The organism is Streptomyces sp. G-G2, from assembly GCF_030063135.1.
Taxonomy (GTDB): domain Bacteria; phylum Actinomycetota; class Actinomycetes; order Streptomycetales; family Streptomycetaceae; genus Streptomyces.
On sequence record NZ_JASISO010000008.1, the window covers coordinates 179,426 to 203,213 of the forward strand.

Here is a 23,788-nt window from a genome sequence, read left to right on the forward strand (position 1 = left end):
CGCCGGGGGTGTCCCCGGCGGCCCGTCGTACGAGCGTGTGGATCGGCGCCGATCAGGCGTCGACCTTCTCCATGACCTCGTCGCTGACGTCGAAGTTGGCGAAGACGTTCTGCACGTCGTCGCTGTCCTCCAGTGCGTCGATCAGCTTGAAGATCTTGCGGGCGCCCTCTTCGTCCAGCTCGACCTGCATGGTCGGCAGGAAGTTGGAGTCGGCCGAGTCGTAGTCGATGCCGGCCGTCTGGAGCGCCGTACGGACCGCGACCAGGTCGGTGGCCTCGCTGATGATCTCGAACTGCTCGCCGAGGTCGTTGACTTCCTCGGCGCCCGCGTCGAGCACGGCGTCGAGCACGTCGTCCTCGCTCAGCTCGCCCTTGGGCAGCAGGACGACGCCCTTGCGGTTGAACAGGTAGGACACCGAACCCGGGTCGGCCATGGAGCCACCGTTGCGGGTCATGGCGACGCGCACGTCCGAGGCGGCACGGTTGCGGTTGTCGGTGAGGCACTCGATGAGCACCGCGACACCGTTGGGGCCGTAGCCTTCGTACATGATCGTTTCATAGTCGGCGCCGCCCGCTTCGAGACCGGCACCGCGCTTGAGCGCGGAGTCGATGTTCTTGTTCGGGACGGAGCTCTTCTTGGCCTTCTGGACGGCGTCGAAGAGCGTCGGGTTGCCGTCGAGGTCGGCCCCGCCGGTACGCGCCGCGACCTCGATGTTCTTGATCAGCTTCGCGAAGAGCTTGCCGCGCTTGGCATCGATCACGGCCTTCTTGTGCTTCGTCGTAGCCCATTTAGAGTGGCCGGACATCTGCCTGTCTCCTTCGCGTAACCAACGGTGTTCGCCACAGATCCTACCGGGACTCCTCCCGGGACCGGTTCAGGACCCTGCGGGTTCAGGACCCCGCGCGCACCATGTCGACGAAGTACGCGTGGACGCGGTGGTCGCCCGTCAGCTCCGGGTGGAAGGAGGTGGCCAGCACGTTGCCCTGGCGCACGGCGACGGTGTGGCCGTCGTACGTGGCCAGCACCTCGGCCGCCGCGCCGACCGACTCGACCCAGGGGGCGCGGATGAAGACGCCCTCGACCGGGCCGTCCGCTATGCCCGCGAACTCGATGGAGGCCTCGAAGGACTCGTTCTGACGGCCGAAGGCGTTGCGCCGGACGATCATGTCGATGCCGCCGAGCGTCTCCTGGTCCTCACGGCCCCCGAGCAGCTTGTCGGCGAGCATGATCATGCCCGCGCAGGTGCCGTAGACCGGCATCCCGGCCCGTACGCGCTCGCGCAGCGGCTCCAGCATGCCGAAGAGCACGGCGAGCTTCGACATGGTCGTCGACTCGCCGCCGGGGATCACCAGGGCGTCGACCTCGGCGAGTTCTTCGGGGCGCCGGACCGGCCTGGCCACGGCGTCCGCCGAGGCCAGGGCGATCAGGTGCTCCCGTACGTCGCCCTGGAGTGCCAGGACGCCGATGACCGGGGGGTTGTTCATGAGTGGAATGCCCTACCAGCCGCGGTTGGCGTAGCGCTCGGACTCGGGGAGGGTGTCGCAGTTGATGCCGACCATGGCCTCGCCCAGGTTGCGCGAGGCGTCCGCGATGATCTTCGGGTCGTCGTAGAAGGTGGTGGCCTTCACGATGGCGGCGGCGCGCTTGGCCGGGTCGCCCGACTTGAAGATGCCGGAGCCGACGAAGACGCCCTCGGCACCGAGCTGGCGCATCAGCGCGGCGTCGGCGGGGGTGGCCACGCCACCGGCGGAGAACAGCACCACGGGGAGCTTGCCCAGCTCGGCAACCTCCTTGACCAGCTCGTACGGGGCGCGCAGGTCCTTGGCGGCGGCGTACAGCTCGTTGTTGTCGAAGCCGCGCAGGCGGGCGATCTCGTTCTTGATCTGGCGCAGGTGACGGACGGCCTCGACGACGTTGCCGGTACCGGCCTCGCCCTTCGAACGGATCATGGCCGCGCCCTCGGCGATGCGGCGCAGGGCCTCGCCCAGGTTGGTGGCGCCACAGACGAAGGGGGTCGTGAAGGCGAACTTGTCGCTGTGGTTGACCTCGTCGGCCGGGGTCAGGACCTCGGACTCGTCGATGTAGTCGACGCCGAGGGACTGGAGCACCTGGGCCTCGACGAAGTGGCCGATGCGCGACTTCGCCATGACCGGGATGGAGACGGCCGCGATGATCTCTTCGATCATGTTCGGGTCGGACATGCGGGCGACCCCGCCGTCCTTGCGGATATCGGCCGGAACCCGCTCCAGGGCCATGACGGCCACGGCGCCGGCGTCCTCGGCGATCTTCGCCTGCTCGGCGTTGACCACGTCCATGATCACGCCGCCCTTGAGCTGCTCGGCCATACCGCGCTTCACGCGTGCGGTGCCGGTCTCAGGGGTCTGCGGGGTGTGGGAAAGCGTGCTCACGGTGTGACCTCATTCGAGAAAGACGGGTACTGGACCGAGCAAACATCCCCGGACCAGTCCACTGCAAGGGCCAATGTGCAGCCGGTGGCCCCTGGTGGTGGCGCGGGCCGGTCCGTCGGCGACTGGATCTAGGGCCGGTCGGCCAGGAAGACCGGGGGTTCGTCGTCCATCTCGAAGGCCAGCGGGAAGGGTGCGTGACCGGCCAGCCGGAACCAGCGGACCTTGCGGTGGCGGCGCAGGGCGCGGGCCGCGCGGACGGCGTCGTTGTGGAACCGCCTGGCCATCGGCACCCGGCGCACGGCCGCCGCCAGCTCCTCCGCGGCGACCTCGCCGCCGGGGGCCTCCTTGACCGCCTCGACCTGATCGGCGTCCTCGAAGACCGCGCGCAGGGCCTGGCTCAGTTCACTTTCGGCCACTTCCCGGTGCTCCTCCTCCGCCTGGCGGGCGGCGTGGGCGGCCTCGTAGAGCACGAGGGAGGACGCGGGGTCCAGCACGCCGGAGGTGGCCACCTCCAATACCACCGAGGCCCGGCGCACGAGCTGCGCGTCGAGCGCGGCGCGGGCGGCGTCCATCCGCGAGTGCAGCCGGTCGAGACGGCCGGCGGTCCAGCTGAGGTAGACCCCGATGGCGCCGAGCGCCAGGGCGATCCATACGAGGGTTTCGATCACGGGCGGCGACTCTACCGGCCCGCGGGCGGCCCGCGGCCCGACCCCGGCGGGCCCCGCCGCGCCCCGCCGCGTCCGGCGGGCGCGGTGGGCCGGTGCCGTGACGCCGGCCCCGGCACGTCCGGCCGCTGCGGCGCAGATGTCCGGTACCCCCCGTCCGGAGGCCCGGCGGGTGGGGTCAGGAGAAGGACGACGGGGTCGCGCCCCGGGTGAGGCCGAGGCGGGCCCGCAGGCCGACCCGCTCGTCGGTGGCCACGGACGCGGCCCCGTCGGCCACCGTCTCGTACACGGCCAGGATGTCCGCCCCCACCGTCGACCAGTCGAAGCGCCGCACGTGCGCGGACCCGCGCTCGCTCAGCCCGGCCCGCCGGTCCGGGTCCCGCAGCAGGGTGACGGCGCCCGCCGCCAGCGCGTCGGCGTCCTCGTTCGCGAAGAGGTCGCCCGCCGTCCCCTGGTCCAGGACCTGCGCGAAGGCGTCCAGGTCGGAGGCCAGCACCGCCGCCCCGGCCGACAGCGCCTCGACCAGGATGATCCCGAAGCTCTCACCGCCGGTGTTGGGGGCGACGTACACGTCGACGCTCCGCAGCAGCCGCGCCTTGTCCTCGTCGGAGACCATGCCCAGGAACTCCACCCGCTCCCGCAGCGCGGGCGGCAGCGTGGCCACCGCCTCCTCCTCGTCACCGCGCCCCGCGACCAGCAGCCGTACGTCCGGGCACGCCTCCACGATCTTCGGGAAGGCGGCCATCAGCACCGGCAGCCCCTTGCGCGGCTCGTCGATCCGGCCGATGAAGCCGAGCGTGCCGCCGCCCCACTCGGCCTTCGGTTCGGCGGAGGCGAAGAAGTCCACGTCGACGCCGTTGGGGATGACGACGGCGTCCCCGCCGAGGTGTTCCACCAGCGTGCGCCGGGCGTACTCGCTCACCGCGATCCGCGCGCTGATCTTCTCCAGCGCGGGCTGCAGGATCGGGTAGGCGGCGATCATCGCCCGGGAGCGCGGGTTGGAGGTGTGGAAGGTGGCCACGATCGGGCCCTGGGCCGCCCAGCAGGCCAGCAGGCCCAGCGACGGGGAGGTCGGCTCGTGGATGTGGATGACGTCGAAGGTTCCGTCGTGCAGCCAGCGGCGTACCCGCGCGGCCGAGAGGAAGCCGAAGTTCAGCCGGGCCACCGAGCCGTTGTAGGGCACCGGCACCGCGCGCCCCGCCGAGACGACGTACGGGGGCAGGGGGGTGTCATCGTCCGCGGGGGCGAGCACCGACACCTGGTGGCCCCGGCCGATCAGGTGTTCCGCCAGGTCGCGGATGTGGAACTGGACCCCGCCCGGGACGTCCCAGGAGTACGGGCACACGATCCCGATCTTCACTCGGCGCCCTCCCGGCGGTCCGCGGAGGGCGACGGCGACGACGACGGCTCAGGACGGTCCCCGGACGGCCTGGGCTCCCGCTCCGCGGACGGCGACGCCCCCGGCTCCCGGGGTTCCAGGTCCTCCAGCCACAGGCGCTGAAGCATGTGCCAGTCCTCGGGGTGCTCGGCGATCCCGGCGGCGAACGCGTCGGCCACCGCCTGTGTCATCGCCGCGGTCTTCTCCGTACGGGTGCCCCGCTCGGGCACCTCGACCGGCGGGTGGAAGTGGCCCCGCATCATCGGGCTGTCCTCGTACCAGAGCGTCGCCGGCACCAGCAGCGCGCCCGTCTGCTGCGCGAGCAGCGCGGGCCCGGCGGGCATCCGCGCGGTGGACCCGAAGAAGTCCACCTCGACCCCGGAGGCGGACAGGTCGCGGTCGGCGACCAGGCAGACCAGCCCGCCCGAGCGCAGCCGGCGGGCGAGGGTCCCGAAGGCGGCGCCGCCGCTGTGCGGCAGCACCTCCATGCCCAGGCTCTCGCGGTAGGCCACGAACCGGTCGTACAGGCTCTCCGGCTTGAGCCGCTCCGCGACCGTGGTGAAGGCGATGCCGTGGTGGCTGGTGACCCAGGCCCCGGCGAGGTCCCAGTTGGCCAGGTGCGGCAGGGCGATGATCACACCGCGCCCGGCGGCCATGCCGTCGAGCAGAACGTGCTCGTCCCGCATCTCGACTTCCCGGCGGAAACGTTCCTTGTTCATCGCGGGCAGCCGGAAGGATTCCATCCAGTACCGCATGTACGAGCGCATGCCCGCCCGGGACAGCTCCCGCAGCCGCTCCGGCCCCGCCCCGGGCACCACCCGGGCCAGGTTCGCCTCCAGCCGCAGCACGCTCTTCCCGCGCCGCTTCCAGACCCGGTCCGCGATCACGCGGCCGAGCGTGGCCGCCACGGGCTCCGGGAGCTTCTTCACCCCGGCCCAGCCGAGCCCGAAGGCCCCGTCCGTCAGCTTGTCCGTCAACGCGCCCATCAGGTCGCTCCGCCCTCGGTCACGCCGGGTTTTTCGGACAGCTCGGCCTCGGACACCTCGGCCTCGGACAGCTCGGCCGCCGACAGCTCGGCCGCCGACACCGCAGCCGCCGCGTCGGCCTCCGCGGCCTCCCGGCGCACGGTCACCACCCGCTGGATCAGCGTCACCAGCGAACCGGCGGCCACCACCCACAGCGCCACCGGCAGCAGCACCCCGATCCACGAGGGCACGCCGAAGGTCTCCAGACCCGACAGGCCGGCCGCGACCAGCGTGATCACCAGGCGCTCCGCGCGCTCGATGAGCCCGTTCACGGCCACCGGCAGCCCGATCGCCTCGCCCCGGGCCTTGGTGTACGAGACCACCTGGCCGCTCGCCAGGCAGAAGATCGCCACCGCGCACAGCATGTTGTCGTGGCCCGATCCGGCGTACCAGAGCGCCAGGCCGCCGAAGATCGCGGCGTCCGCCACCCGGTCCAGCGTCGAGTCCAGGAACGCGCCCCACCGGCTGGAGACTCCGGCCTGCCGCGCCATGTTCCCGTCGACCAGGTCGGAGAACACGAAGAGGGTGATCGTGATCGTGCCCCAGAAGAACTCTCCGCGCGGGAAGAAGACCAGCGCTCCGGCCACCACTCCGGCCGTGCCGATCAGGGTGACCGCGTCCGGGCTCACCCCCCGACGGAGCAGAAACGCGGCGAACGGTGTGAGGACACGCGTAAAGAATGCACGCGCGTACTTGTTCAGCATGGCCTTCCCAGGGGGTCGCTGGGCCGCACGGCCACCACGGCCACCGGCTGGCCCATCGTAGCCAGCGCCGGGGGCCCGCACCGCCGCGCACCCACCGGTAGGCCCCCCGGCGTCACCCGCTTCCCCTCGCGCGGACCCGCCGGCGGACCCCCGGCGGCCGGTTCGCCAGCCGCTCCGGCGGCCGCTCCGGCCGGGTGCGGCGGCCCCGCAGGGGTGCGACGTATGGACGCGGTGTGACACCGGTGCAAAGCTCGAAGGATCCCACCTCACCGTCACACCGGGAGGCACGAGAATCATGGGTGACAAAGCACACCAAGCCGGAGCCGCGGGCAGGGCACTGACGGCCGACCGCCCCTCCTCGATACGCAACGTGGTGCTGGTCGGCCACAGCGGAGCCGGCAAGACCACCCTGGTCGAAGCCCTCGCCCTGACCGCCGGGGCCGTGGGCCGGGCCGGACGGGTCGAGGACGGCGCGACCGTCTCCGACTACGACGAGATCGAACACCGGCGACGGCGCTCGGTCCAGCTCTCCCTCGTCCCCGTCGCCTGGGACGGCATCAAGATCAACGTATTGGACACCCCCGGATACGCCGACTTCGTCGGAGAGCTCAGGGCCGGTCTGCGCGCCGCGGACGCGGCCCTCTTCGTCGTCTCGGCGGCCGAAGCGGGCCAGGCAGCGGAGCCCGGCGACGCCCCTGACGCCGCACACGGCGGCCCGTACGGCACGTACGGCTCCGACGCGCCGCCCGGCCTCTCCGGCGCCACCCGGACCGTCTGGGACGAATGCGCGGCCGTCGGCATGCCCCGCGCCATCGTCGTCACCCACCTCGAAGGGACCCGCGCCGACTACGGCCGGATGGCCGCGGTCTGCGGCGAGACCTTCGGCGCCGACGACCCCGACGCCGTCATCCCCCTGTACCTGCCGCTCCACGGACCCGCCGGGCCCGACGGCCACGCCCCCGTCACCGGCCTCCTCGGCCTGCTCTCCCAGCGGGTGTACGACTACGGCTCGGGCGAGCGCGTCGAACGCGACCCCGACCCCGCCGAGCTGTCGCTCATCACCGGGGCCCGGGCCCGCCTGATCGAGGGGATCATCGCCGAGAGCGAGGACGAGACCCTCATGGACCGCTACCTCGGCGGCGAGGACATCGACGTCAAGACCCTCGTCGACGACCTCGAACGCGCCGTCGCCCGCGGCAGCTTCCACCCCGTCCTGATGGCCGCCCCCGCCGCCGACGGCGCCCGCCAGGGCCTCGGTACGGTCGAACTCCTGGAGCTGATCACCGGCGGCTTCCCCAGCCCCCTCGAACGCCCCGCCCTCACCGTCACCACCCCCGACGGCGCCCCGCGCCCCGCCGTCACCTGCGACCCGGCGGGCCCGCTCGTCGCCGAGGTCGTCAAGACCTCCTCCGACCCCTACGTCGGCCGGGTCTCCCTCGTCCGCGTCTTCTCCGGCACCCTGCGCCCCGAGGACACCCTGCACGTCTGCGGCCACCCCGGCCCCGACGCGGCACGGCCCCGGGCCCTCCACGAGGCCGACGAACGCGTCGGCACCCTCACCGCCCCCTTCGGCAAACAGCAGCGCACCCTGGGCCAGTGCATCGCCGGAGACCTCGCCTGCGTGGCCAAACTCACGCACGCCGAGACCGGCGACACCCTCTCCGCCAAGGGCCGCCCCCTGCTCATGGAGCCCTGGGCGATGCCCGACCCGCTGCTCCCGCTCGCCATCGAGGCCCACGGCAAGGCCGACGAGGACAAGCTCTCCCAGGGGCTGGCCCGGCTCGTCGCCGAGGACCCCACCATGCGGCTGGAGCTGAACCCGCACACCCACCAGCTCGTCCTGTGGTGTCTGGGCGAGGCCCACCAGGAGGTCGCCCTCGAACGGCTGCGCAGCCGCTACGGCGTCCAGGTCGACGCGGTCCCCCACAAGGTCAGCCTGCGCGAGACCTTCGGCGCCCGTTCCAGCGCCCGCGGCCGCCACGTGAAACAGTCGGGCGGCCACGGCCAGTACGCCATCTGCGAGATCGACGTCGAACCGCTCCCGCCGGGCAGCGGCATCGAGTTCGTGGACAAGGTGGTCGGCGGCGCCGTCCCGCGCCAGTTCATCCCGTCCGTCGAGAAGGGCGTACGGGCCCAGGCCGCCCGCGGCGTCGCCGCCACCGGATACCCACTGGTCGACGTACGGATCACGCTGCGCGACGGCAAGGCGCACTCCGTGGACTCCTCGGACGCCGCCTTCCAGACCGCGGGCGCCCTCGCCCTGCGCGAGGCGGCCGCCGCGGGCCCGATCCATCTCCTCGAACCCGTGGCGGAACTCACCGTCCTGGTCCCCGACGCCTACGTGGGACCCGTCATGAGCGACCTCGCCGGACGTCGCGGCCGGGTCGTCGGCACCGAACAGGCGGGCCCCGGGCGCAGCGTGGTCCGCGCCGAGATCCCCGAGCTGGAGATCGCCCGCTACGCCGTGGAGCTGCGCTCGGTCTCCCACGGCACCGGCGGCTTCACCCGTACGTACGCCCGTCACGAGGCGATGCCGCCGCAGGTCGCGGTCAAGCTGCGGGAACAGGCTCAGAAGGGAAGCCACTTGACATAGCGTACGGACTGCCGCCCACCCAACCCGCTTGCGGTGGGCGGTATTTCCCTGTCCCATGACCATGGGGAGACGAGCGTCGCTAGGCTCTTTCAGGCTCGGCGGACCGGGGCATGACACAGAGCAGTAGCCCCGGGTGGGGCACGGCCGGGCACGGCACGAAGGCACAGCGATGGGGGCAGCGGTGGCGGACGACGGTTTCGACTTCAGGCCGGGGGCGCAGATCCCCCTCCAGGGCGGTGGCGGCCAGACGGCTGCCACCAACGCGCTCGCCTCCGCCGCGTACCGCGACGGCAAGCCCGACGAGATACTCAAAGCCAACAACGAGCACTACGAATCCGCGGTGAAGAAGGGCAAGCTCTCCCTCTTCGAACCCAACTTCGGCGAGGCCTTCTGCCGCGCCGTCGAGGCCCGGATGCTCGGCGCGAGCCGCAAACCCCTCATCCAGGCCTTCGGCGCCGACCCGCAGACCGTCGTCGAGCACTGCCTCGCCGCCTCCCGCCTGCGCAAGGAACGCGACCGCAAGCTCCGCCTGATCATGTTGGTCTGCGGACTGCTCTTCCTGCCCGGGCTGCTCCTGTGGCTCGGCATGTTCCAGATCCGCAAGACCCTCGCGGGCAGCGGGGGCAAGCGCGCCTCCTGGGCGGGCACGGCGCTCCTCGTCGGCATCGGCATAGGGGTGGCCGTGCTGATGTTCCGGCTGCCGCTCACCGGGTTCTGGGGCCTCTACCTGCGCGCGATGATCCTCGCGCCCGTCGCGGGGTGGTTCCTGGCCAGCCGCCTCTGCGAGGCCGCCGCGGCCGACATGCGGGCCCGCTGGGACGGCCTGCTCGGCGGCGTCTCCGTCGGCGCCAAGATCCCCGAGGCGGTGCCCGGCAACCCAGACGAGAAGTCCCGCGAGGACCTGCGCCAACAGCTCGCCAAACTCACGGCCGAGGGCCGCAGCAACTCCGTCTTCTACGCCGGTCCCAAGGGCATCCTCGGCATGGGCACCCGGTGGGGCAGCTGGCAGCTCGCCGAGGACCTCGCCCCGAAGACCGAGGGCATCGACATCCACCCCTTCCGCAGCTGGGACGTCATACGCGCGATCCACGACCAGCTGCGCATGCTCGAACGCGGCCCCCTGCACACCGGCGGCTTCCCGCCGCCCTCGATCACCCACTGGATCGTCACCCCGGTCGGCGAGGGTGCCAAGGAGGTGTCCCGCCCCACCGGCCAGGACGTCGACACCTTCCTCATCAAACAGCACGAGATCACCCGGATCTGCAACGAGCAGCAGTTCGGCGCGGGCAACCGGCACTACCTCGGCGTCCAGTGGCCCCTGTGGGACGGCCAGTTGGTGATCACGATGATGGTCACCGTCACCGTGCTCTACAAGACCCTGCGCATCGACGTCACCGCCCACTCCCTCGGACCCGTGCACGGCCTGTTCACCACCAAGTCCGCGCGCAAGACGACCGAGGTCGCCAAGGCCGTCCGCTTCTGGGAGACCACCGAACGCACCCACGCCCTGGTGGACGCCTCCGAGGTGGTCCGGCTCGCGGTCCGGGCGCCCTTCAGCTGGTACCCGCCGCTGCTCGACTTCCTCGGCGGCAAGCTGGTCCTGCCCGAGCCCTTCGGGGTCCGGCACGTGTGGGCCGGTTCGATGTGGCGGCACCGCTTCATGGCCGACGACGCGATGCGCACCGCCACCCCCGTGCTGCGGGCGGTGCACGCGGCCGCGATGCGGGTGCTGGACGAGAACGGCGTCGACACGGAGCGGTTCGTCAACCGCTCGATGATCGTCAGCGGCATGGTCCAGGACCCCTCGCCGCGCAAGGCCGACGCGTACGACGTGTAGGCCCGGCAGCCGTACGGGCCGCGGACCGCGCGGCGGCCCGTACGACAGAGCCGTACACCGAGCAGTACGACCGAGCAGTACGGCAGAGCCGTGGGCCGGGGCCCGTACGGTTAGTCGACCGGCCAGGAGTCGGCGAGCATCTGCCGGGTGTCGGCGAGGAGTTGCGGCAGCACCTTGGTGTGCCCGACCACCGGCATGAAGTTCGTGTCGCCGCCCCAGCGGGGCACGATGTGCTGGTGCAGGTGCGCGGCGATCCCGGCGCCGGCGGCGGCGCCCTGGTTCATCCCGATGTTGAAGCCGTGCGCCCCGGACGCCTTGCGCAGCGCGACCATGGCCCGCTTGGTGAGGTCGGCCAGCTCCACCGTTTCGGGACCGTCCAGCTCGGTGTAGTCCGCGACGTGCCGGTAGGGGACGACCATGAGGTGTCCGCCGTTGTACGGGTAGAGGTTCAGGACCGCGTAGACGTGTTTGCCGCGGGCCACGATCAGCCCGTCCGCGTCGGACATCTCCGGAATCCCGCAGAAGGGACAGCCGTCCCCGGCCTCCGGACCGGTCGGCTTGTTCTCTCCCTGGATGTACGCCATCCGGTGGGGCGTCCACAGTCGCTGGAACGCGTCCTGCGTGCCCACACCGATCTGCTGCTCCGGCTCACTCGTCATGGGATGCAGCATATGACCTTGCCGTGACGAACGAGGAAGGCCCCCGGGAAGTGATCACTTCCCGGGGGCCGAACCCCGCGTGAACGGGGGAAGGGTCAGACCTGGACGCGGTCCTCGACGACCTTGACCAGCTTCGCCAGGGCCTCGGCCTTGGCGACGCCGTTCTCCTGCGAGCCGTCGCGGTAGCGGAAGGAGACGGTGCCCGCCGCCATGTCCTCGTCGCCGACGATGATCATGAACGGAACCTTGAGCTTCTGCTGGTTCCTGATCTTCTTCTGCATCCGGTCGGACGAGGCGTCCACCTCGACCCGCAGGCCCTTCTTCTTCGCCTCGGCGGCGAACTCCTGCAGGTACTCGATGTGCGCGTCGCCGATCGGGATGCCGACCGCCTGGACCGGGGCCAGCCACGGCGGCATGACACCCGCGTAGTGCTCCAGCAGCACGGCGAAGAACCGCTCGATGGAACCGAACAGCGCGCGGTGGATCATGACCGGCTGCTGCTTGGTGCCGTCGGGGCCGGTGTACTCCAGGTTGAAGCGCTCCGGGAGGTTGAAGTCGAGCTGCACGGTCGACATCTGCCAGGTACGGCCGATGGCGTCGCGGCACTGGACCGAGATCTTCGGGCCGTAGAACGCGGCGCCGCCCGGGTCCGGGACCAGCGGCAGGCCCTGCTTCTCGGCGACCTGGCGCAGGGTCTCGGTCGCCTCTTCCCAGACCTCGTCCGAGCCGACGAACTTCTCCGGGTCCTTGGTCGACAGCTCCAGGTAGAAGTCGTTCAGACCGTAGTCGCGCAGCAGGTTCAGGACGAAGGTGAGGGTCCGGTCCAGCTCCTCCGCCATCTGCTCCTTCGTGCAGTAGATGTGCGCGTCGTCCTGGGTGAACCCGCGCGAGCGGGTCAGGCCGTGCACCACGCCCGACTTCTCGTACCGGTACACCGTGCCGAACTCGAAGAGCCGCAGCGGCAGTTCACGGTAGGAGCGGCCGCGCGCGTCGAAGATCAGGTTGTGCATCGGGCAGTTCATGGGCTTGAGGTAGTAGTCGATACCACCGTCGAGCTGCATGGGGGGGTACATGCCGTCCGCGTACCAGTCCAGGTGACCGCTCTTCTCGAAGAGGGCGCCCTTGGTGGCGTGCGGGGTGTAGACGAACTCGTAGCCCTCTTCCTCGTGCCGCTTGCGCGAGTAGTCCTCCATGACCCGGCGGATGGTACCGCCGCGCGGGTGGAAGACGGCGAGGCCGGAGCCGATCTCGTCCTGGACGGAGAAGAGGTCCAGCTCGACACCGAGCTTGCGGTGGTCGCGCTTCTCGGCTTCGGCGAGGAAGTCGAGGTGGGCCTTGAGCTCGTCCTTCGACGGCCACGCGGTGCCGTAGATGCGCTGGAGCATCGGGTTCTTCTCGCTGCCGCGCCAGTAGGCGGCCGCGTTGCGCATCAGCTTGAACGCCGGGATGTTGCGGGTGGTCGGCAGGTGCGGGCCACGGCACAGGTCGGACCAGCACAGGTCGCCGGTCTTGGCGTCGAAGTTGTCGTAGATGGTCAGTTCGCCGCCGCCCACCTCGACGTCCGCGCCGTCGTCCGAGGTCGCCGCCGAGCCCTTGAGCCCGATCAGTTCGAGCTTGTACGGCTCGTTCGCGAGCTCCTCGCGCGCCGCCTCGTCGGTGACGACGCGGCGCGAGAAGCGCTGACCGCGCTTCTGGATCTCCTGCATCTTCTTCTCGACGGCCTTGAGGTCGTCGGGGGTGAAGGGCTTCTCGACGTCGAAGTCGTAGTAGAAGCCGTCCCGGACCGGCGGCCCGATGCCCAGCTTGGCCTCGGGGAAGAGTTCCTGTACGGCCTGCGCCATGACGTGCGCGGTCGAGTGGCGCAGGATGTTGAGACCGTCCTCGGAGGAGATCTCCACCGGCTCGACGGTCTCGCCGTCCTTGACCTCGTACGCCAGGTCCTTCAGCTCGCCCGCGATCCGGGCGGCGACGACGGTGCGTTCGCCGGGGAAGAGGTCGGCCGCCGTAGTGCCCGTGGCCACCACGCGCTCGTCCCGCTCGGAATCGCGTTGGATGATCACACGGACGTCTGACACCGGTCTCTCCTGACTCAGGGGTGCGCGAGCGAACACTGCGCGCCTGAATCGTACCGAGCCGGACCGCTCAGCCGCTAAACGGTTACTTCGCGGCTCCCGGCCCGGGGGCGGACGTACCGTGGGGCGCGTGACTGGCACACCTGTATCCGGACCCGTATCCGGACCCCCCACCGGCTCCCGCGTCCCCCTTCTCGTCCACCCTCTGAACCTGGCCGACGACGCGACCGCCGCCTCCGTGCACCGGATCGGCCGGGCCGCCTACGCGATCGAGGCCGGCCTCATCGGCTTCGACGCCATCCCGGCGCTGCGCGAGAGCCTGGCGGAGATGCGCGGCAGGCCGCTGAACTGGCTCGGGGCGGTCTCCGGGTCCGGTCAGGTGGCCGGGTTCCTCGCCTGGGTAGAGGAGGACGAGCGGTGCCGGGTCTCGATCGACCGGCTGTGCGTGGACCCCGACTGGTTCCGCCGGGGCGTCGCCTCCGCCCTGCTGCGCCACCTGTCGCACGAGGTGTTCCCCGGCCGCGAGACCGAGGTCGCCACCGGTGCGGCGAACGGGCCCGCCGTGACCCTGTACGAGCGGCTGGGTTTCGTCCGGGGCGCGGATTTCTCGCCCGTCCCCGGCCTGCGGATGGCCTCCTTCGTCCGCCCCGGCCGGTCGGGACCCCGGCCGTAGCGTCCCGGCTCAGCCGCCCCCCTTCCCCTCCCCGTCCTCCTCGGCGTCCTCGAAGGGCAGCTCCTCGGCCACCGGGAGGTCCGCGTACAGGGACTTCATCAGCCGGTCCCGCTCCACCTCGTCCAGCCGGACCGGGGTGACGTCCGCCGCGTCCGTCAGCCGCCGGAACCCGCCTCGCCGCTGGAGCCTGCCGCTGAGCCGGATCGGCAGGCCCACGAGGTGGGCGTGGCCCGCGACCCGGTACGCCTCCTCGTCGAGGTCGGCCCGGACGTACGGGACCTCCGCGCCCGAGAGCACGCGCAGCCGGACCGTGCCCCCGCCGCCGGGGTCCGAGCGCCGCATCCGCACCACGGCCCCCGCGACGCGGACCGCCACGGCGGGCTCGTCGCGGGTGTAGCGGGCCGCCGCCTCGCGCAGCACGGGCAGGTCCCCCGGGGAGAACTCCACGGGCTCCGGCCGGGCCGCGCAGCCCGCCGGGACCCCGGCCGCCGGGGCCCAGGCCAGCGCGATGCGGGCGCCTCCCGAGCCGCGGACCAGAGCGATCAGCGCGTCCGCCAGTTCCCGGCTGACGCCCGCCTCGACGGCGGCGTCGAAGGCCTCCATGCCCCCGGTGGCCCGCTGGTAGTCGACGGCTTCGCGGGCCGCGTGCAGCGCGTGGTGCAGCCGGGTCACCGGTCCGCGCCCGCCGTCGACAGGAACGTAGGCGGTGAGCCTGCGGCCGCCGGGTGCCGGGCCCACCAGCACGCCGTCCAGGGCGCGTTCGGCCTGCGCGCGGTGGCGGGCGCCGTGGTATCCGGCCCGGGCCCGGTCGGCCAGGGCCCCGGCCAGCAGCAGGTGCCGGGCCGCCGTGCGGAGCTGTTCCTGGGCCGCCCAGGAAGCCTCGCCCCCGGGTCCGTACAGCCCCTGCGCCTCGGGTATCTCGCGGATCCAGCGGATCTCGTCACTGGGCACGCTCAGCCCGTACAGCACCTCGCGCGCCGAGGGGAGCCCGCTGCGCGAGAGCGCGGCCAGGGCCTCTTCGACCAGGTCGGCGCAGTCCGGGAAGGCCCGGTTCTCGGGGACGAGCAGGCTGGTCCCGGCGAGCCCGGGCGGGGTCCACCGCCCGTACCGTCCGGCGGCGCCGCCCCGGCGCAGCCAGCCGTGCCGCCGCAGCAGGGCCCCGAGGACGGCGGGGTCGACCCGCGCGGGGTCGGGTGCCTCCACCTGGGCGGGATCCGTGAACTCCGGTGCTGCCAGGGGCTCCAGGTGCGGCCAGTTCATCAGGGTGTCCCTCCCGACCCGACCCGGGTCATGATCTCGCACAGCGCCCGGTCGTCGAAGATCCGCGCGGTCGGTATCCGTACGGTGGTCCGGCGCCTGCCGGTCACGGGGTGCCCGGCCAGGTTGGTCCAGTAGCAGCAGTGCCGCAGGTCGAGCCGGTCGGGCCCGGCGCTCAGCCAGTCCGCGCGCTCACGCGGTACGAGCATCACGACGAGGATCTTGTGCACCGCGACCGGGGTCCGGGCGAGCTTGACCAGGTGCTCGTTGTCGAGGGTGAAGGCGAAGGTGGGCCCGGGCGGATCCGGCGAGGTCTGGTAGGTGGCCTTCAGCTGCACCTTGACGGTGACCTCGTCGTCGATGGAGTGCTCGGGCGATCCGTGGCTGACGTGCCAGTCGATGCCGTTGTCCGGGAAGGGCTGGGAGAGGGAGCAGCCCGCCGCGGCCGCGACGGCGTGGAGGTAGCCCACCTGGAGGGTCTCCATGCAGGCGGTGGTGGCGAGTGTGCCGCGCAGCGGTCCGGTCAGGGTTCCCGGGTCGGTCCGCCCGTACGGCGCCCCGCCCGGTTCGGGATGCGCGAGCGCCATGGCTCCCGTGCCTTTCGGGCTCTGCGACGTGCTCGTGGGGCGGGGGCAGCGGTGGTGTGACGGTGGTGCGCCCATGACGGTCGCTCATCCGTGCGGTCCCCCAAGGAAGTTGTCTCCGCACCCGACTGCCCGCAAACGGCGTACACGGCAAACAGCGCGGGTATCACCGATGCGGGCAGGGGTCGCGCGCCACAGGCGTAGGAGCCCATCTGCCGATCGGGGACGAGGAGTTCGCCATGACGCGCTGGTACGAGGGCCCGCTGGCCGCATTTGACACCGAGACCACCGGGGTGGACGTCGAGCGGGACCGGATCGTGTCCGCCGCGCTCGTCGTGCAGGAGTGTGCGGGCGGCCGGGCCCGCTCCACCAGGTGGCTGGTCAACCCGGGGATTCCGGTTCCCCCCGGCGCGACGGAAGTGCACGGTCTGACCGACGACCACCTCCAGCGCAACGGGCGCTGGCCCGCGCCGGTCGTGGACGAGATAGCCCAGGCCCTCGCGGAGCAGCAGGCTGCGGGGCGGCCGGTGGTGGTGATGAACGCGCCCTTCGATCTGACCTTGCTGGACCGGGAGTTGCGCCGTCACCGGGCGTCCTCGCTGAACCGCTATCTGGACGAGCGGCCGCTGACCGTGCTGGATCCGCGGGTGCTGGACAAACATCTGGACCGCTACCGCAAGGGCCGCCGTACGCTGACGGACCTGTGCGCGCACTACGGGATAGAGCTGGAGGCGGCGCACGACGCGGCGGCGGACGCGATGGCCTCCCTGGAACTGGTCCGGGCGGTGGGGCGCCGGTTCGCGGGGCGGCTGGAGCGGTTGTCCCCGGCCGAGCTGCACACCTTGCAGATGGTGTGGCACGCGGCACAGGCGCGGGGGCTGCAGGCCTGGTTCACGCGCAACGGCACTCCGGAGCCGGTGAATCCGCACTGGCCGCTGCGTCCGGATCTGCCCGCGGCGGCATAGCCGCGCGAGCCGGAAAACAGGCCCGGAAAACAGGCCCGGAAACAAGGCCGGGAAACAAGGCCGGGATAGGCCCGGAAAGCCGACCCGGGAAATGCGGAAGGCCGGTCCGTCTTTCGACGGACCGGCCTGTCCCGGTGGGCGATACTGGGATCGAACCAGTGACCCCTTCGGTGTGAACGAAGTGCTCTCCCGCTGAGCTAATCGCCCGGGAACGCACTGAACAATACAGGCCCCCGGGCCGTGCGTTCAAACCGCTTCCGGCCGCCCCGCCAGGAAGGCGTCGAGCCCGCGCCGCCCGGACCGCATCATCAGGGCGTGGTTGAGCCGGAACACCGGCCGCCCGGGCACCGCGAGCCGCCGCATCAGCGCCCGCCGGACCTCGACCTCCTGCTCGTACAGGGCCCGGGTCCCGCCACGGCGCGGCCGTACGGTCCACCGCGCCCAGCCTTCGAGGTCGCCGCTCAGGGCCACCTCCAGCACTCCGGTGGCCGGGTCGCGCAGCAGCTCGGTGACGGTGACCTCCAGCTCGTACGGCAGGAGGGACCGGAAGGTGGCGGTCCCGGTGCGCGGGCCCGCGGTCCGCACGCCGCGGACCTGAGGCCACCAGCACGGGTACTCCTCGGCGCGTTCCAGCACGGCGTAGACCCGCACGGGCGGGGCCGCGAGGTCCCAGACACTGCGGAAGCGGTAGTGGGTCCAGTCCATGCGCCCAGTGTGAACTCCCGGCGCGCGGCGCGGTACTCAGTCGGCGATGAGCACCCGGATGAGTAGGCGCACCCATGTCCCCGGGGCGTGAGCGGCGCCACACTGCGCAGCATGGACAATCCGCTGCCACCCGCCTCGGAGCTGGCACTCATCGAACGGGAACTGGCCCAGCTCGACGCCAGGCGCCTCCTGTTGCTCGCGCGCCGGGACTGGCTGCTGCGGCTGCTGAGCACGCCGGCGGCGGCGCCCGTGCGCACCGTGCCCGGGCCGCTCGCTGCGCCCGCCGGGCCCGGCTGGGGTCCGCCGCCGCCCGCCCGGGAGACCTCGGCGCCGGGCGCGCAGAACGTGCTGCTGATCCTGGGCGCGGTGCTGCTCTCGGTGGCCGCGCTCGCCTTCACCCTGGTCAGCTGGGGGGCGCTGGGCATCGGTGGGCGCTCGTTGGTGCTGGCCGTCCTGACGAGCGCGGCGCTGGCGGTGCCCGCGCCGCTGCTGCGCCGGGGTCTGGTCTCGACCGCCGAGTCGGTGGCGGCGGTGGGGCTGCTGCTGACGGTGCTGGACGTGTACGCGCTGTACGCGGTGGCCCTCGGGGACGTGCCGGTCGCCTGGTACGCGGCGGGCGCCTCCGGTGGGCTCGCCCTGCTGTGGGCGGGGTACGGGATGACCTTGCGGAAGCTGCGGCTGCCGCTGCCGCTCGCGCTGACGGCCGCGCAGTGGACCCTGCCGTGCGCCGCGCTGGCCGGGCACCTCGGTGCGGCGGCGGGCGGCTGGACGCTGCTGCTGGTGGCGGCGCTGGACGCGGCGCTCGGGCTGTGGGCGGGGCCCGCGGGGGCGCGGCGGCCCCGGGTGTGGCCCGCGGTGCGGATCGTGGCCGGGGTGCTGGGGACCTTCGCGGGGCTGGGCGCCGTCGGCGTCGGGCTGGCGCTGGCGGCCGGCGCGCACACGTCGGCGGGCCGGCTGGCGGCGGGCGCGCTGCTGGTGGCCGCCGGTGCCCTCCCGGTGGTGGTGGCCTGCCGGATCCGGCCGCAGCCGCTCGCGCCGCTGCTGGCCGGGGCCGGGGGCCTGGTGTGGACGCTGGCCGCGCAGACGCTGGTGGTCCCCCGGGGTTCCGCGTGGACCCTGGTGGGCTGCGTACTGGTGTCGTTGCCGCTGCTGGCGGCGCCGCGGTTGAGCGCTCTGCCGGCGCTGGTGCGCCGGGGACTGGCGGGGGCCGCGGTGCTGGTGGCGGGGGTCGTGGGGGTGGTCGCGGTCATCATGACGCTGCCCGTGTTCACGGCGCCGGGGCCCGTGCTGGGCGCGGTGTGGGACGCGGGGAGCCCCCGGGTGACGGAGGGGCTGCCGGGGGCGCCGGTGCTGGCGCTGGCGCTGATCGCGGCCGGGGTGGCGCTGTGGCTGGAGCGGGCCTCGGGCCGTGGGGAGGCCCGGGTGGTCGCGGGGGTGCTCAGCTGGGCCGCGCTGTTCGCGGCCCCGCTGGTGTACGGGCTGCCGGTGGCCGCGGTGCTCGGGGGCCAGCTGCTGGTGACGGCGGGCGCGCTGGTGGTGGCCGTGGGCCTGGCGCTGCCGTCGGCCGCCGCCGGGGTCCGGATCGCGGCGGGGGCGTGCGGGGCGGTGGGGGCCGCGAGCGTGTCCGTGGCCGCGCTGGACGGGCGTACGGCGACCTTCGCGGTGGGGGCGGCGCTGGGCGCGCTGGGTGCGGCGGGTGCGGCGTACGGGCGTCCGGTGGCGGCGCGGGCGGTGGCGGCCGTGGTGGGCGCCGGGTACGCGACAGGGCTGCTGCTCGCGCTGGCGGCCGTACTGGAACTGCCGGTGCGCCAGTGGCCGCTCCTCCTGCTGCTGGTCCCGGCCGCCGCGGCGGCCGGGGGGCCCCGGGCGGGGGCGGTGCGGGTCCCGGTGGAGGCGGCCGGAGCCGTCGCCGGGGGCCTGGCCCTGGCCGTGGCGCTGGGGGCGGGGCACGCGCCCTCGCTGGCGCTGGTGCTGGGCCTGGCGGGCGTGGTGTGCGCGGAGGCGGCCGTACGGGCGGACCGGCGCCGGGCCGGCTGGGCGGCCGGGGCGCTGTTCCTGGCGGCGGCCTGGGTGCGGCTGGCCGCGTCCGGGGTGAGCCTGCCGGAGGCGTACACGCTGCCGGTGACGGTGCCCGCGCTGGTCGTGGGGTGGCTGCGGCGGCGCCGCGACCCGGTGGCCCGCTCCTGGGCGGCGTACGGTCCGGGGCTGGCGGCGACCCTGCTGCCGAGCCTGATCGCGGTCTGGGCCGATCCGTACGGTCCGCGCCCGCTGCTGCTGGGGCTGGGCGCGCTCGCGGTGACCCTGGGCGGTGCGCGCGGGCGGCTCCAGGCCCCGCTGGTGCTGGGCGGGGTCACGCTGGGGCTGGTGGCGCTGCACGAGCTGGCGCCGTACGTCCTCCAGCTGGTCGGCGCGCTGCCGCGGTGGCTGCCGCCGGCCCTGGCGGGGGCCCTGCTGCTGGCGGTGGGGGCCACGTACGAGAAGCGGCTGCGGGACGCGCGGCGGCTGCGGGCGGCCCTCGGGAAGCTGGGGTGAGTGCCGGGGAACGACAGAGGCCCGGAGACGGTGAAGTCTCCGGGCCTCTGGTCCGGGTGGGCGATACTGGGTTCGAACCAGTGACCCCTTCGGTGTGAACGAAGTGCTCTCCCACTGAGCTAATCGCCCGGACGCACCGCAAACATTACCGCATGTCAGCGGTGCCCCTCACCATCGCCGGACGGCGGCTACTTCTTGATGTTCCAGGGCAGCATGAGCCCGTACTTCCACAGGTAGAAACCGATCAGCGCGCCCGCGATGACGAGGCCGACGCTGGTCAGGATGATGTTGCGGCGGCGGACCCTCGGATCGAGGGCCTTCTGGGCCGCCTCGGTGACCTTGCGCTTGGTCCAGCGCAGCACGACCTGCGCCCAGGCGAACTCGGTGGCCCAGATGAAGAGGCCCGCGAAGATCGCGACCCAGCCCGGGCCGGGCAGGACGAGCATGGCGATGCCCGCGGCGATGACGGCCAGGCCGACGACGAAGACGCCGACCTGCCAGCTCAGGTGCAGGCTCCGGCGGGCCTGGATGAAGGCGGGCGCCTTCGAGACGTGGCGCTCCTCCTCCGTCGGAGTGGAATCGGCGGATTCCGGCGACGCGCTGTTCGCGGACTCGTGGTTCTCGCGGTTACTCCCCGTATTCATGGGGTCGAATCTACCCGAGCCGGATGCACAGGTGAATCGTCGATTCGATCCGCCGTCCGAGGGACCCAGAGGTCCGCAAAACGGTCAGAGGGGTTTACAACGGCACCGTAGGTGGCATGTCGATTTCGCCGACGTGCGAATCCCCGAGCGCACACTGAGCGAAAGGCCCTGGCGCTTATGAACACCACGGTCAGCTGCGAGCTGCACCTGCGCCTCGTTGTGTCGAGCGAGTCCTCACTGCCTGTACCCGCGGGCCTGCGGTATGACACGGCCGACCCCTACGCCGTGCACGCCACCTTCCACACCGGCGCAGAGGAGACGGTCGAATGGGTATTCGCCCGCGATCTCCTCGCGGAGGGCCTCCACCGGCCCACCGGTACCGGCGACGTCCGCGTCTGGCCGTCCCGCAGCCACGGTCAGGGCGTCGTATGCATCGCCCTGAGCTCACCGGAGGGAGAAGCACTGCTCGAAGCACCCGCCCGAGCACTCGAGTCGTTCCTCAAGCGGACGGACGCCGCGGTCCCACCCGGGACCGAGCACCGGCACTTCGACCTCGACAAGGAGCTCTCCCACATCCTGGCCGAAAGCTGAGCCAGGCCTACCACCGCTCGACACCGTCCGACTCGGGGCGACGGTGCGGGTCGGACAACCACATACGTCAGTACCGGCGCTGTTCTCGCGGGAGCCACCCGCGCGGACGGCGCCGCTGCGCGTCCGGGGCGCGGCGCTCGACCGGGACCGATTCTGAGGGGACCCGCTAAAGTCGGCGACCAGCGGCGGGTGATCTCCGCGCCGCAGCAGGCCCGGCCCCCAGGGAGCACCCGTGCAGATCCCCCACGACACCCGGCGCGCACTGGACGTCGTCGTCGCCGTGGTGAACAGCGCGCCCGAGGCGGGCGCGGCCGACGGGCTGGCGGACATCGGCGCGCTGCGCGCCTTCGTCCACGAGTTCGCCATCAGTGATGTCGGCGAGCTGAGCGCCCGCGACCTCTCCGGGGTGCGCGCGGTCCGCGCCAAATTCGCGCAGATCTTCGCGGCGCCGAACTCCCGTGCGGCCTCCGTACTGATCAACGAGCTGGTCGCGACGGCGGGCACCACCCCGCAGCTGACCGACCACGACGGCTACGACTGGCACGTGCACTACTTCGCGCCGGGCGCCTCGGTCGGCGACCACTTGGCGGCGGACGGCGGGATGGCGCTCGCCTTCATCGTGGTCTCCGGCGAGCACGAGCGACTGCGCCGGTGCGAGGCGCCGGACTGCCGACGGGCCTTCGTGGACCTCTCGCGCAACCGTTCACGGCGCTACTGCGACAGCCGCACCTGCGGGAACCGGCTGCACGTCGCGGCGTACCGGGCCCGCCGCAAGGAGGCCGGGGCGGAGTCGCCGGAGCCGGGGTCAGAGCAGGAACAGGTCGTGCACGGCGGCGAGCATCAGCAGGGTGCCGATCACCGTTAGGAAGATCATCAGCGGCGGCTGGGAGAGCGCGAAGAGACACCCTCGCGCCTCTTCGGGCGGTACGTGTTCCACCGCGCGCCGCGGGGGCGGCACGGGCGCGGGCCCAAGCGGCACGGGCGGCTCACGCGGCGCGGGCGCGGGCACGGACGGCACGGCGGATCGGGTGGGGGCGGGCACCGGAGCGGGCGCGGCAGCGGGAACGAGGGCCGGGACCGGAACCGGCGGCTCACCCGGCGAAGTGTCGGGCATGTCGGGGCGATGATGACGCAGTACGCGCCGATTCGCCCCTCAACACGCCAACAATGACGCGGGAGTTCGTCAGATCCCGTGTTTCTTCAGGATCGCCTCGATGTCGGAGAAATCCTCGGTGGGCGCCGCGGCGGCCCGTCGGGGAGCCGCCTGTGGGGCCGCACCGGCCCCCAGCGAGGGCGCCGACGCGGTCGGCGCGACCACCGGCTGCTGCCGGGAACGGCCCGGCCGCTCCGCTCCCGCCACCTCGGCGGGTTCCTCGCCGTCCCGGCCCAGCCTCCGCCGTTCGACGGCGCGGGTCACCATGAAGAGCAGCCAGGCGAAGCCCAGCAGCCCGAACCCGGCCCAGACCGTCGGCTTGAACGCGATCCCGGACACCCAATCGATCAGGCCGGTCATCACCAGGGCCACGGGGACCAGCGCGTACGCGGCGATCCGCGTCGCGGCCAGGAAGCGCTTGCGGTACGCGGTCAGGGCCGCGATGCCCAGGCCCGCCGCGGACACCGCGGAACATATGGTCTCGGCAAGCATGGGTTCCTCCAGCCCTGGGCGATACGTCCCCTCCATCGTGCACCGGGGCCGGCCGCCGCGGCCATGCGCCGGACCGATACGGGGCCGATCTCCGGGAGATCTCCGGGTCGCCCCTCCTCCCCAGGTCGCGGTCGGGGGCCCGCACGGGGGCTGGGAGACTGTCCGTATGACCGATTCCCAGCCCGCAGGCTCCCCCGCCCCTTCCCCCGTGACCCTTGAGGTCTGGTGCGAACTGCAGTGTCCCGACTGCCACAGCGCCCTCGACGACGTGCGCGCCCTGCGGGCCGCGTACGGCGAGCGGCTGGACATCGTGCTGCGCCACTTCCCGCTGGAGAAGCACAAGCACGCCTTCGCCGCGGCGCAGGCCGCCGAGGAGGCCGTGGCCCAGGGCCAGGGCTGGCCGTACGCCGAGGCGGTGCTCGCGCGCACGGCCGAGCTGACCGGCCGGGGTGAGGCGCTGCTGCTCGACGTGGCCCGTGAACTGTCGCTGGACGTCGAGGAGTTCGAGGTCGCGCTGATCGACGGCAGGCACATCCTGATCGTGGACGCGGACCAGGCCGAGGGCAAGGCGATCGGCGTGACCGGTACGCCGACGTACGTCATCGGCGGGGAGCGGCTGGACGGCGGCAAGAGCCAGGAGGGGCTGCGCGAGCGGATCACGGAGATCGCCGACCGGCTCCTCGCGCACCCCGCCTGAGCGCGGGCCGCACGCCTGGTCACGGCACTAGATGAATGAGTCCAAGGGATGGCCTGCGGACATGGCACGAGGGCGTCCAGTGTCGATGTGTGAAGAACGACGTGAACACCCTCGCAACAGCACTCTATGCCCGGATCGATGACGAGTTGAAGGC

23 protein-coding genes and 2 tRNA genes are annotated in these 23,788 nt (G+C 72.6%); 8 read left to right on the top strand and 17 right to left on the bottom strand.

Annotated features, from left to right (window positions below; translation table 11 throughout):
- Window positions 1-52: 52 nt before the first annotated feature.
- The 7 genes from QMF80_RS09475 to pgsA all read right to left on the bottom strand — a co-directional run bounded on the left by QMF80_RS09475 (window position 53) and on the right by pgsA (window position 6,180).
- Window positions 53-805 (bottom strand): YebC/PmpR family DNA-binding transcriptional regulator, encoded by a 753-nt coding sequence (locus tag QMF80_RS09475; protein ID WP_283451505.1) that lies wholly within the window; start codon window positions 803-805, stop codon window positions 53-55.
- Window positions 806-890: 85 nt separating this feature from the next.
- Window positions 891-1,484: a pyridoxal 5'-phosphate synthase glutaminase subunit PdxT gene (pdxT, locus tag QMF80_RS09480; protein WP_283451507.1), complete on the bottom strand. Its 594-nt coding sequence runs from the start codon at window positions 1,482-1,484 to the stop codon at window positions 891-893.
- Window positions 1,485-1,496: 12 nt separating this feature from the next.
- Window positions 1,497-2,408 (bottom strand): pyridoxal 5'-phosphate synthase lyase subunit PdxS, encoded by a 912-nt coding sequence (gene pdxS, locus QMF80_RS09485; protein WP_283451509.1) that lies wholly within the window; start codon window positions 2,406-2,408, stop codon window positions 1,497-1,499.
- Window positions 2,409-2,536: 128 nt separating this feature from the next.
- Complete coding sequence (locus QMF80_RS09490) at window positions 2,537-3,076, bottom strand: LemA family protein (protein ID WP_283451511.1); 540 nt, start codon at window positions 3,074-3,076, stop codon at window positions 2,537-2,539.
- Between the two features lie 175 nt (window positions 3,077-3,251).
- On the bottom strand, window positions 3,252-4,433 hold the full coding sequence (locus tag QMF80_RS09495) for a glycosyltransferase family 4 protein (protein ID WP_283451512.1): 1,182 nt from the start codon (window positions 4,431-4,433) through the stop codon (window positions 3,252-3,254).
- Entirely contained in the window at window positions 4,430-5,437 is a 1,008-nt protein-coding gene (locus QMF80_RS09500) for a phosphatidylinositol mannoside acyltransferase (protein WP_283451514.1), read from the bottom strand. The genes QMF80_RS09495 and QMF80_RS09500 overlap by 4 nt, the downstream gene beginning before the upstream one ends.
- Complete coding sequence (gene pgsA / locus QMF80_RS09505) at window positions 5,437-6,180, bottom strand: phosphatidylinositol phosphate synthase (RefSeq protein WP_283451516.1); 744 nt, start codon at window positions 6,178-6,180, stop codon at window positions 5,437-5,439. Before pgsA ends, QMF80_RS09500 begins: the two co-directional genes overlap by 1 nt.
- 295 nt (window positions 6,181-6,475) lie before the next feature.
- On the opposite strand from pgsA, the gene QMF80_RS09510 reads away from it, so the two are divergent.
- Together QMF80_RS09510 and QMF80_RS09515 are read left to right on the top strand one after the other, a co-directional pair.
- Complete coding sequence (locus QMF80_RS09510; RefSeq protein WP_283451518.1) at window positions 6,476-8,773, top strand: elongation factor G-like protein EF-G2; 2,298 nt, start codon at window positions 6,476-6,478, stop codon at window positions 8,771-8,773.
- Between the two features lie 181 nt (window positions 8,774-8,954).
- Window positions 8,955-10,610 carry an AbeC-like domain-containing protein gene (locus tag QMF80_RS09515; protein ID WP_502962809.1) on the top strand — a complete coding sequence of 552 codons (1,656 nt, stop codon included), beginning with the start codon at window positions 8,955-8,957 and terminating at the stop codon, window positions 10,608-10,610.
- A 110-nt stretch (window positions 10,611-10,720) separates the two neighbouring features.
- On the opposite strand, the gene QMF80_RS09520 is transcribed toward QMF80_RS09515, so the two are convergent.
- Window positions 10,721-11,281, bottom strand: a complete 561-nt coding sequence (locus QMF80_RS09520) for an HIT family protein (protein WP_283451521.1) — start codon at window positions 11,279-11,281, stop codon at window positions 10,721-10,723.
- Window positions 11,282-11,364: 83 nt separating this feature from the next.
- Window positions 11,365-13,344, bottom strand: coding sequence for a threonine--tRNA ligase (thrS, locus tag QMF80_RS09525; RefSeq protein ID WP_283451523.1), 1,980 nt, complete (start codon window positions 13,342-13,344; stop codon window positions 11,365-11,367).
- Between the two features lie 127 nt (window positions 13,345-13,471).
- Between thrS and QMF80_RS09530 the strand changes: the two genes are divergently transcribed.
- Window positions 13,472-14,014 carry a GNAT family N-acetyltransferase gene (locus QMF80_RS09530; RefSeq protein ID WP_283451525.1) on the top strand — a complete coding sequence of 181 codons (543 nt, stop codon included), beginning with the start codon at window positions 13,472-13,474 and terminating at the stop codon, window positions 14,012-14,014.
- 9 nt (window positions 14,015-14,023) lie between these two features.
- On the opposite strand, the gene QMF80_RS09535 is transcribed toward QMF80_RS09530, so the two are convergent.
- Complete coding sequence (locus tag QMF80_RS09535) at window positions 14,024-15,274, bottom strand: hypothetical protein (RefSeq protein WP_283451527.1); 1,251 nt, start codon at window positions 15,272-15,274, stop codon at window positions 14,024-14,026.
- Window positions 15,274-15,858, bottom strand: a complete 585-nt coding sequence (locus QMF80_RS09540; protein WP_283451529.1) for a DUF4365 domain-containing protein — start codon at window positions 15,856-15,858, stop codon at window positions 15,274-15,276. Before QMF80_RS09540 ends, QMF80_RS09535 begins: the two co-directional genes overlap by 1 nt.
- Window positions 15,859-16,094: 236 nt before the next feature.
- Here QMF80_RS09540 and QMF80_RS09545 point away from each other — a divergent pair, with 236 nt between their 5' ends.
- The gene (locus QMF80_RS09545; RefSeq protein WP_283451530.1) at window positions 16,095-16,820 is read left to right on the top strand and encodes a 3'-5' exonuclease; all 726 of its coding nucleotides are present in this window, start codon (window positions 16,095-16,097) and stop codon (window positions 16,818-16,820) included.
- Between the two features lie 135 nt (window positions 16,821-16,955).
- Here the strand turns inward: QMF80_RS09545 and QMF80_RS09550 are convergent.
- Together QMF80_RS09550 and QMF80_RS09555 are read right to left on the bottom strand one after the other, a co-directional pair.
- A tRNA-Val gene (locus QMF80_RS09550) sits at window positions 16,956-17,027 on the bottom strand.
- Window positions 17,028-17,066: 39 nt separating this feature from the next.
- Complete coding sequence (locus QMF80_RS09555) at window positions 17,067-17,525, bottom strand: SRPBCC family protein (RefSeq protein WP_283451532.1); 459 nt, start codon at window positions 17,523-17,525, stop codon at window positions 17,067-17,069.
- A gap of 111 nt (window positions 17,526-17,636) precedes the next feature.
- Between QMF80_RS09555 and QMF80_RS09560 the strand changes: the two genes are divergently transcribed.
- Entirely contained in the window at window positions 17,637-20,057 is a 2,421-nt protein-coding gene (locus QMF80_RS09560; protein ID WP_283451534.1) for an SCO7613 C-terminal domain-containing membrane protein, read from the top strand.
- A 57-nt stretch (window positions 20,058-20,114) separates the two neighbouring features.
- Here QMF80_RS09560 and QMF80_RS09565 read toward each other — a convergent pair.
- Window positions 20,115-20,186: transfer RNA gene (locus QMF80_RS09565), tRNA-Val, on the bottom strand.
- Between the two features lie 59 nt (window positions 20,187-20,245).
- A complete protein-coding gene (locus tag QMF80_RS09570) occupies window positions 20,246-20,701 on the bottom strand; it encodes a TIGR02611 family protein (protein ID WP_283451536.1) in 456 nt (151 codons plus the stop codon).
- A gap of 177 nt (window positions 20,702-20,878) precedes the next feature.
- On the opposite strand from QMF80_RS09570, the gene QMF80_RS09575 reads away from it, so the two are divergent.
- Entirely contained in the window at window positions 20,879-21,292 is a 414-nt protein-coding gene (locus QMF80_RS09575; protein ID WP_030011909.1) for an SsgA family sporulation/cell division regulator, read from the top strand.
- 232 nt (window positions 21,293-21,524) lie between these two features.
- Window positions 21,525-22,157, top strand: coding sequence for a CGNR zinc finger domain-containing protein (locus QMF80_RS09580; protein WP_283451569.1), 633 nt, complete (start codon window positions 21,525-21,527; stop codon window positions 22,155-22,157).
- Here QMF80_RS09580 and QMF80_RS09585 read toward each other — a convergent pair.
- Complete coding sequence (locus tag QMF80_RS09585) at window positions 22,098-22,406, bottom strand: hypothetical protein (protein ID WP_283451589.1); 309 nt, start codon at window positions 22,404-22,406, stop codon at window positions 22,098-22,100. The genes QMF80_RS09580 and QMF80_RS09585 overlap by 60 nt on opposite strands.
- Window positions 22,407-22,475: 69 nt before the next feature.
- Window positions 22,476-22,937 carry a hypothetical protein gene (locus tag QMF80_RS09590; protein ID WP_283451571.1) on the bottom strand — a complete coding sequence of 154 codons (462 nt, stop codon included), beginning with the start codon at window positions 22,935-22,937 and terminating at the stop codon, window positions 22,476-22,478.
- A gap of 166 nt (window positions 22,938-23,103) precedes the next feature.
- Between QMF80_RS09590 and QMF80_RS09595 the strand changes: the two genes are divergently transcribed.
- Complete coding sequence (locus QMF80_RS09595) at window positions 23,104-23,634, top strand: DsbA family protein (RefSeq protein ID WP_283451573.1); 531 nt, start codon at window positions 23,104-23,106, stop codon at window positions 23,632-23,634.
- The last annotated feature ends 154 nt before the right edge of the window (window positions 23,635-23,788 follow it).

Bases quoted from the DNA above. Each gene is read 5' to 3' on its own strand.
- QMF80_RS09535 (WP_283451527.1), bottom strand. From the start codon at position 15,274: ATGAACTGGCCGCACCTGGAGCCCCTGGCAGCACCGGAGTTCACGGAT.
- QMF80_RS09555 (WP_283451532.1), bottom strand. From the start codon at position 17,525: ATGGACTGGACCCACTACCGCTTCCGCAGTGTCTGGGACCTCGCGGCC.
- QMF80_RS09500 (WP_283451514.1), bottom strand. From the start codon at position 5,437: ATGGGCGCGTTGACGGACAAGCTGACGGACGGGGCCTTCGGGCTCGGC.
- QMF80_RS09540 (WP_283451529.1), bottom strand. From the start codon at position 15,858: ATGGCGCTCGCGCATCCCGAACCGGGCGGGGCGCCGTACGGGCGGACC.
- QMF80_RS09585 (WP_283451589.1), bottom strand. From the start codon at position 22,406: ATGCCCGACACTTCGCCGGGTGAGCCGCCGGTTCCGGTCCCGGCCCTC.
- QMF80_RS09575 (WP_030011909.1), top strand. From the start codon at position 20,879: ATGAACACCACGGTCAGCTGCGAGCTGCACCTGCGCCTCGTTGTGTCG.
- QMF80_RS09595 (WP_283451573.1), top strand. From the start codon at position 23,104: ATGACCGATTCCCAGCCCGCAGGCTCCCCCGCCCCTTCCCCCGTGACC.
- QMF80_RS09475 (WP_283451505.1), bottom strand. From the start codon at position 805: ATGTCCGGCCACTCTAAATGGGCTACGACGAAGCACAAGAAGGCCGTG.
- QMF80_RS09510 (WP_283451518.1), top strand. From the start codon at position 6,476: ATGGGTGACAAAGCACACCAAGCCGGAGCCGCGGGCAGGGCACTGACG.
- QMF80_RS09545 (WP_283451530.1), top strand. From the start codon at position 16,095: ATGACGCGCTGGTACGAGGGCCCGCTGGCCGCATTTGACACCGAGACC.
- QMF80_RS09560 (WP_283451534.1), top strand. From the start codon at position 17,637: ATGGACAATCCGCTGCCACCCGCCTCGGAGCTGGCACTCATCGAACGG.
- QMF80_RS09570 (WP_283451536.1), bottom strand. From the start codon at position 20,701: ATGAATACGGGGAGTAACCGCGAGAACCACGAGTCCGCGAACAGCGCG.
- pgsA (WP_283451516.1), bottom strand. From the start codon at position 6,180: ATGCTGAACAAGTACGCGCGTGCATTCTTTACGCGTGTCCTCACACCG.
- QMF80_RS09590 (WP_283451571.1), bottom strand. From the start codon at position 22,937: ATGCTTGCCGAGACCATATGTTCCGCGGTGTCCGCGGCGGGCCTGGGC.
- QMF80_RS09520 (WP_283451521.1), bottom strand. From the start codon at position 11,281: ATGCTGCATCCCATGACGAGTGAGCCGGAGCAGCAGATCGGTGTGGGC.
- pdxT (WP_283451507.1), bottom strand. From the start codon at position 1,484: ATGAACAACCCCCCGGTCATCGGCGTCCTGGCACTCCAGGGCGACGTA.